Source organism: Bacillus sp. JJ1532 (genome assembly GCF_036965085.1).
GTDB lineage: Bacteria > Bacillota > Bacilli > Bacillales > Cytobacillaceae > Cytobacillus.
On record NZ_JBALOW010000118.1, the window covers coordinates 1 to 4,895 of the forward strand.

A 4,895-nucleotide genomic window follows, 5' to 3' on the forward strand; every position below is an offset into this window, starting at 1 on the left:
ATGTTTTAGTTATTCAATTAAGGGCGCTTTAATAGTGCAACGAAAAAAGCCTAATTTCTCAATATTAATTTTGAGAAATTAGGTTTTTTAAATTTAAATTCCCTAAAAGTTGTAAATTCATAGTTCAAGACGATACCCCACGTTGGTTTATCTACAACTCAATGGGAATTACTACTCTACAGAATAAAGCATCACTTATTAAAAGGTGTTTAGAAATATTTCATACATATTTTAGAAAGTTTTAAGATTTGTGTGATATAGTTCTTTAAATATTTTAGAAAAATGAGCTTCTTTAATCTGGATAGTGTGGTTTACAAAAGTATCTTGCATGCTAAGAATAAGGAATGATCTAGTGAAAATTTTATAACAGAGTGAGTGAAAGAGATGTCAATTAAAATGAGGTTTCTGTTGTCTTATGTTGGGGTGATCCTTTTTTCTATCACTTTATTATTGACAGCTGGTTTTTTAATTATTTTTGCCATTACAGGTGATGTAAAATCTATAGAACATCTTTACAAAAAAACGTATGTACAAAAACCTTTGACAACAGTAGAAGAAAGTGTGTTTCTCGATTTAAAGCTTTTTGCTAAAAAAAATCCTAAACAGCTCCTAAATGAAAAGGAGATCAAGGGGATTGAGCAGGAGGATATCGAGATTGTTGTTAGAAAGGGCACAAAAGTCGAGTACGCTTCCCCTGCTCTTGACAAACAGGCATTGGTTAAATCCCTTCCCGGGTTTGAAGAAACAAACATCAATACGCGAGATACGATTAGAATCAACGACAATTTTTTTACGTATGTGAAGTTTGATTTTTATTTTCCGGATAAAAGTGAAGGAAGTATTTTCGTATTAAGAAAGGCAAGTTCCTATGCTGAGCTCATTCGAGAATTGTTTCCAATTTTATCCGGACTTTTGCTGTTTCTGTTTATTATGATTATTGGTGTATTGAACTATTTAGTTTCACGAAGCATTATTAGGCCTATCTCAATTCTTAAAGTAGGTGCAGAAAGAATAAAATCAGGAGATTTAAATTTTGAAATCAAGGCCATTTCGAATGATGAAATCGGGCAGTTAAATAGGGCGTTTGAGGAAATGAGAATAAAATTAAAAGAATCCGTTAATCTGCAGCTTCAGTATGAAGAAAATCGAAAAGAGCTTCTGTCTAATATTTCACATGATTTAAAGACACCTATTACTTCGATTATTGGATATGTTGAGGGGATTAAAGATGGTGTAGCAAATACTCCTCAAAAAATGGAAAAGTATTTATCGACAGTGTACTTAAAAGCAAAAGATATGGATTCATTGATTGATGAGCTGTTCTTATTTTCTAAGCTAGATTTAAAAAAGGAACCATTCAATTTTGAAACAGTCGAACTTGATAAATATATGAGAGACTACTTAGAAGAACTTAAACTGGATTTACTTGAGCAAGGTATTCATATTGAGTTTCATCTTTTGAATAAACCTATTTACGTGACAGCGGATAGGGAGAAATTAAAACGAGTATTAGCCAACTTAATGAGCAATTGTCTGAAATATATGAACAAAGACAAAAAGAACATCTCTATTTCTCTCCATGAACAATTATATGATGTAGTTGTACAAGTAACGGATAATGGGCAAGGAATAGAACCTTCTGCTTTACCATATATTTTTGATCGTTTTTATCGTGCGGAACAATCGAGAAATTCTCAGACTGGCGGAAGTGGTTTAGGACTTGCGATCGCAAAACAAATTATTGGGGAGCATGGAGGGGAAATCTGGGTTTCTAGCGAGATAGGCATAGGTACAAGTGTATTCTTTTCCCTAAAGAGAGGTGAAAAAATGTGAAAGAAATATTACTTATCGAAGATGATATTAGCATTGCAGAATTGCAAAGAGATTATTTAGAAATAAATAATTTTCGTGTCGATATTCAACATACTGGTGATGCAGGGCTTCATCATGCGCTTAAAGGAAATTATGATTTAATCATCCTGGACATTATGCTCCCAGGATTAAATGGATTTGAAATATGCAAACAAATACGGGCTGTTAAAAACATTCCTATATTGCTTGTATCCGCTAAAAAGGAAGATAACGATAAAATTCGAGGTCTTGGATTAGGAGCAGACGATTATATTACTAAGCCTTTTAGTCCAAGCGAACTGGTTGCTAGAGTGAAAGCACATTTAGCGCGCTATGAACGGTTAGCAGGGAATCAATCCAATTCAAATACGATTTTCGTCCATGGAATATCCATTGATAAGTCAGCACGCAAAGTAAATATTAACGGAGAAGAAGTTCCGTTTACGACAAAGGAATTTGATTTGTTCGTATTTTTTGTAATGCACCCAAACCAAGTATTAAGCAAAGAGCAGCTTTATGAAAAGATTTGGGGGCTGGAGTCAGCTGCAGATGTTTCAACGGTCACAGTTCATATCAGGAAAATACGTGGAAAAATTGAACGAGACCCTGCACTGCCGAAATTCTTGGAAACCGTTTGGGGAGCCGGATATCGATTCAATGTTTAAATTAAATAAAGTGTTTTAGACCCGTCACAAAAGTGACGGTTATTTTTTTTTTTTACATGAAGAAATTTTAAGAATAAGTTTATCTTTTTTTAAGAATTTATTTAGAGGGAGTTTATAATTGTGCACTAACATACTAGAAGTAGTAACTAAGTTCATTGAGTGGATCTGAGTCTTTTATTTACAGTTTATAGCCAAAAATAATAATGAACGATAGGCAGGTGAATTTGATGTGGAGGTTGATAACAAATTGGAGGTATTGGCCTCCTTCAGGGATGTGTCTCAGATAATGATGCTGAACCAAATAAACAGGAAAAAGAGGTAAGGGTAGAAATAGATATGAATGAACAATTAATTCAAGCTGCAGAACGAAAGGAAACAGAAACAATAAAGAGATTGATTGACGAAGGTGTGGATATAAATACAAAGGACTCAGAAGGACGAACTGCTACTATGATTGCAACTTATAATAATGATGTCGAAACCGCTAAAGTCTTGATTAAAGCGGGGGCTAACGTCAACATTCAAGATAACATGAAAAACAATCCTTTCTTATATGCCGGTGCAGAAGGATATGTTGAAATTCTTAAGCTTACGATCGAAGCAGGGGCGGATCCGGCGATGATTAACCGTTATGGAGGAACTGCATTGATTCCTGCTTCAGAACATGGTCATATAGATGCCATCAAGGAAATTCTCTCAAAGACTGATATTGATGTAAATCATGTAAATGATCTCGGTTGGACCGCATTAATGGAAGCAATCGTGTTAAATAACGGTGGTGAAAGACAACAGCAAGCCATACAGTTGCTAATCGATCACGGGGCGGATGTGAACATTCCGGATAGAAATAATATAACTCCTTTGCAACATGCACGTGAGAAAGAGTTTAAAGAAATTGAACAAATTTTGTTAAAAGCAGGAGCAAAATAGCCAGTTTGATAAGCTCCCCCTCAGTACAATCGAAACCCTAAAACTAATATAAATAATAGGCAATAATGTATATTACACTACAATCATAAAATGAGGAGACGATAGAAATGAACAAAAAAGCAAAAGCAATTTCATCAATACTGCTCGGATTCACATTAGTATTAACAGGGTGCAGTGCTAGTGCCGACGCCAAAGAAAATAATAGTAAACAAAAGCAAGAACAAGCTGTTAAAGAGACTAAAAAGGAAAATAAGTTAACCAAAGGACAGGAAATAGCTAACATTCTTAGCAGTACAAATTGGCAAGGTACAAGAGTGTATGACAAAGATAATAATGACTTAACAAAAGAGAACTCAAATTTTATTGGTCTTGCGAAATATGATGTAAAATCAGGAAGATATGAATTTTTTGATGCTAAGACAGGTGAAAGTCGTGGCGATAAAGGAACATTCTTTATCACCAATGATGGGAAGAAGAGGATATTAATTTCAGAATCAATGAATTATCAAGCTGTTGTTGACATGACAGAACTAAATAAAGATGTTTTTACTTATAAAAGAATGGGGAAAGATGCTAATGGCAACGATGTAGAGGTACTCGTTGAACATGTTCCATATAAAGAAAAAGAGCTGTCTTTTACTGATCCGGACAAGCAGTTAGACACTACTACAGGAGATATTGTTAAAGACGTTGATGGAGATAAAATTTTAGGTAGTACCCTTTGGAACGGAACAAAGGTATTAGATGAAGATGGCAATGACGTTACAAAGTATAATTCGATGTTTATAAGTCTAGCAAAATTTGATGACAAGACTAATAAATATGAATTTTTCAATGTTGAAACAGGCAAAAGCCGCGGTGATTATGGCTACTTCGATATTGTACACGAAAATAAAATAAGAGCCCATGTTTCAATTGGAGATAATAAGTATGGAGCCGCTCTTGAACTTACCGAACTTAATAATAATAAATTTACGTATAAAAGAACTGGTAAAGATAAAGACGGCAAGGACATAACTGTATTCGTTGAACATGAACCCTATAAAGGTGGCCTTAAACCAAAATTTACTAAATAAAACTCAAATATGATTGGCATGTAGTCAAAAAGGGAATGTTTTTCTCCATTCCCTTTTTGTTTAACAAAGAAAGAATTAACTAAAATTTTTTTGTCGAATTTAAACAGTAAGAGATTCAACTAAAATGAAAGGTTGGTACAAAAGGTTGTGAAGCTTTTTACTAAAACTAATGTGGGATTGATTATCTTCAATAAGAAACATAATTAATCTTCCAGAATCGGGCGTGATTATTGAAAAAATAAGTAGGAGTTTGATACATATTAGGTCCATGATAAAATTTAAAGCTACAACAAAGTTAAAAAAACATCGGGCTTAAAAAATATTAGACTTTTATTACATAAACGGGTGAAAACTCAAAGATAAATTAATTGAT

At 33.7% G+C, this 4,895-nt stretch carries 4 protein-coding genes; all 4 read left to right on the top strand.

The genetic code is table 11. From position 1 onward, the window contains the following. Positions 1-384 precede the first annotated feature (384 nt). Positions 385-1,833: a sensor histidine kinase gene (locus tag V7122_RS24320; protein WP_335529725.1), complete on the top strand. Its 1,449-nt coding sequence runs from the start codon at positions 385-387 to the stop codon at positions 1,831-1,833. Continuing rightward, entirely contained in the window at positions 1,830-2,516 is a 687-nt protein-coding gene (locus V7122_RS24325) for a response regulator transcription factor (RefSeq protein WP_335529728.1), read from the top strand. Before V7122_RS24320 ends, V7122_RS24325 begins: the two co-directional genes overlap by 4 nt. Positions 2,517-2,762: 246 nt before the next feature. Next, complete coding sequence (locus V7122_RS24330) at positions 2,763-3,446, top strand: ankyrin repeat domain-containing protein (protein ID WP_438824807.1); 684 nt, start codon at positions 2,763-2,765, stop codon at positions 3,444-3,446. A gap of 107 nt (positions 3,447-3,553) precedes the next feature. Next, a complete protein-coding gene (locus tag V7122_RS24335) occupies positions 3,554-4,522 on the top strand; it encodes a DUF4822 domain-containing protein (protein ID WP_335354625.1) in 969 nt (322 codons plus the stop codon). Positions 4,523-4,895: the final 373 nt, after the last annotated feature.